Annotated in this window: 3 protein-coding genes; all 3 read left to right on the top strand. The window is 64.9% G+C overall.

Annotation, left to right across the window (positions count from 1 at the left end; translation table 11 throughout):
• Window positions 1-776, top strand: a 776-nt coding sequence (locus EOA22_RS30985; protein WP_127390484.1) for a citrate synthase, incomplete at its 5' end; no start/stop codon positions are given.
• A gap of 178 nt (window positions 777-954) precedes the next feature.
• The gene (locus EOA22_RS30980) at window positions 955-1746 is read left to right on the top strand and encodes a 3-hydroxybutyrate dehydrogenase (RefSeq protein ID WP_063169183.1); all 792 of its coding nucleotides are present in this window, start codon (window positions 955-957) and stop codon (window positions 1744-1746) included.
• A 49-nt stretch (window positions 1747-1795) separates the two neighbouring features.
• Window positions 1796-2349: patatin-like phospholipase family protein (locus EOA22_RS30975; RefSeq protein ID WP_164756082.1), on the top strand; the 554-nt coding region annotated here is incomplete at its 3' end.

Raw genomic sequence — 2349 nt, 5'->3', positions numbered from 1 at the left:
CCTTGACCGGCGCTTGGCTGCGGATCGCGGCGCCCGCCGTGCTGACGCCGGCGCTGCTGCGCCTGCGGCGCGGCGAGCAGCCGATCGCGCCGGACAGCCGCACCGATCATGCCGCCGACATGCTGAGGATGCTGGGCGGCCGCGTCGCCTCGCCGGCGCTCACAAAAGCGCTCGACACCTATCTGGTGACCGTCTGCGACCACGGCCTCAACGCATCGACCTTTGCGACGCGCGTGGTCGCCTCCACGCAGGCCGGCCTGACATCCTCTGTGCTGGCCGGGCTTGGCGCGCTCAAAGGGCCGCTGCATGGTGGCGCGCCTGGCCCCGTCATCGAGATGCTGGATGCGATCCAGGCGCATGGCGATGCCGCCGGCTGGCTGCGCAACGAGATCGCGCAGGGCAGGCGCATCATGGGGTTCGGCCATCGCATCTACCGTGTGCGCGATCCGCGCGCCGATGTGCTGAAGGCCGTCGTGCGGCAACTCGGCGGCGAGGGCGAAACCGGTCGCCGGCTGGCCTTTGCGGAGACCGTCGAGCAAACGGCGCTCGAGGTGCTTAGGATCGCCAAGCCGCAGCGTTCGCTGCAGACCAATGTCGAGTTCTACACCGCGCTGGTGCTGCAAGCGGCGGGCTTTCCGCCGCAAGCTTTCAGCAATGTCTTTGCCGCCGGGCGCGTGGCCGGCTGGATCGCGCATGCGCGTGAACAGCAGACGACTGGACGGCTGATCCGACCGCAGTCGCGCTATGTCGGGCCGGTGCCGGACCTGGTCGCCTGAGGTTCTTTCGGCGCCTGGCGAGCGACTCCGATCCGATCAGGATCCTCCTGGTGAGCGGCCGTGTGGCCGCTCATGACGAAAATTTCATCTCGTCGAAAAATTCTGGCCGCTGTTATTGCGTCGCATTGAGCATATATGCTGCACTGCAACATAAGATCGCTCTTGCCGCAACCAGAGGATTTCGACCTTGGCCGCCAGAAAACACGCAGTCATCACCGGCTCCACATCGGGCATTGGCCTGGCCATCGCCCAGGCGTTGGCGGCCGAAGGCCATAATGTCGTCGTCAACTCCTTCTCCGACACGGCTGCCGACCACGCCATCGCTGACGCGATCGCCAGACAGCACAAGGCGAAGACGGCCTATATCAAGGCCGACATGTCGAAGCCGGCCGAATGCCGGGCGCTGATCGCCAAGGCGGCCGAGACATTCGGTTCGGTCGATATTCTCGTCAACAATGCAGGCATCCAGCATGTCGCGCCGGTGGAAGAGTTCCCGATCGAGAAATGGGACGCCATCATTGCCATCAACCTGTCGTCGGCGTTCCACACCATCGCGGCCGCCATCCCGCTGATGAAAAAGGCCGGCGGCGGCCGGATCGTCAACATCGCCTCGGCGCATGGCCTGGTCGCGTCGCCGTTCAAATCGGCCTATGTCTCGGCCAAGCACGGCATCATGGGATTGACCAAAACCGTTGCGCTCGAACTGGCGCGCGAAAAAATCACCTGCAACGCCATCTGCCCCGGCTATGTGCTGACGCCGCTGGTCGAGGCGCAGATCCCCGCCCAGATGAAAGCCCATCAGATGGACCGCGAGACCGTCATCCGTGAGGTCATGCTGGACAAGCAGCCGACCAAGGAATTCGTCACGGTGGAGCAGATCGCGGCAGCGGCGGTGTTCCTGTGCTCGGACGCGGCGGCGCAGGTCAACGGCACGCAACTGTCGGTCGACGGCGGCTGGACCGCCGCGTGAGGCGCAAAACTCTCTCATCCACCCAAAGGGATAGATCAAGGACGACGCCATGACCAAGAACGGCAAGGCGGAGGAGACGAAGAAGATCAACGTAGCGCTTCAGGGCGGCGGCTCGCACGGGGCCTTTTCCTGGGGTGTGCTCGACCGGCTGCTGGAGGACGGACGGCTGGAGATATCAGCAGTGTCCGGCACCAGCGCCGGCGCCATGAACGCGGTGGCGCTGGCCGACGGATATGTGCGCGGCGGAGTCGAAGGCGCGCGGCAAAAACTTGACGATTTCTGGCGCGCGGTGGCGGCCAAGGGGCGGTTCAGCCCGGTGCAGCGCATGCCGTGGGACGTCGCCTGGGGCAACTGGTCGATCGAGAACACGCCCGGCTATCTCTTCTTCGATACCATGTCGCGGGTGTTCTCGCCCTATGTCGCCAACCCACTCGGCCTCAATCCGCTGCGCGACGTGGTGCAGCAGGAGATCGATTTCGAGAACGTCCGCGCCTGCAAGTCGATGGAACTGTTCATCTCGGCGACCAATGTCGAGACCGGACAGTTGCGCGTCTTTTCCGACGGGGAGATCGACCTCGATACGGGGATGGCCTGGGCCTGCCT

This window comes from Mesorhizobium sp. M7A.F.Ca.US.014.04.1.1, from assembly GCF_003998745.1.
GTDB classification, from domain to species: domain Bacteria; phylum Pseudomonadota; class Alphaproteobacteria; order Rhizobiales; family Rhizobiaceae; genus Mesorhizobium; species Mesorhizobium ciceri.
The sequence above is the reverse complement of the archived record's forward strand: the minus strand, read 5'-3'. Positions and strand labels throughout refer to the sequence as shown.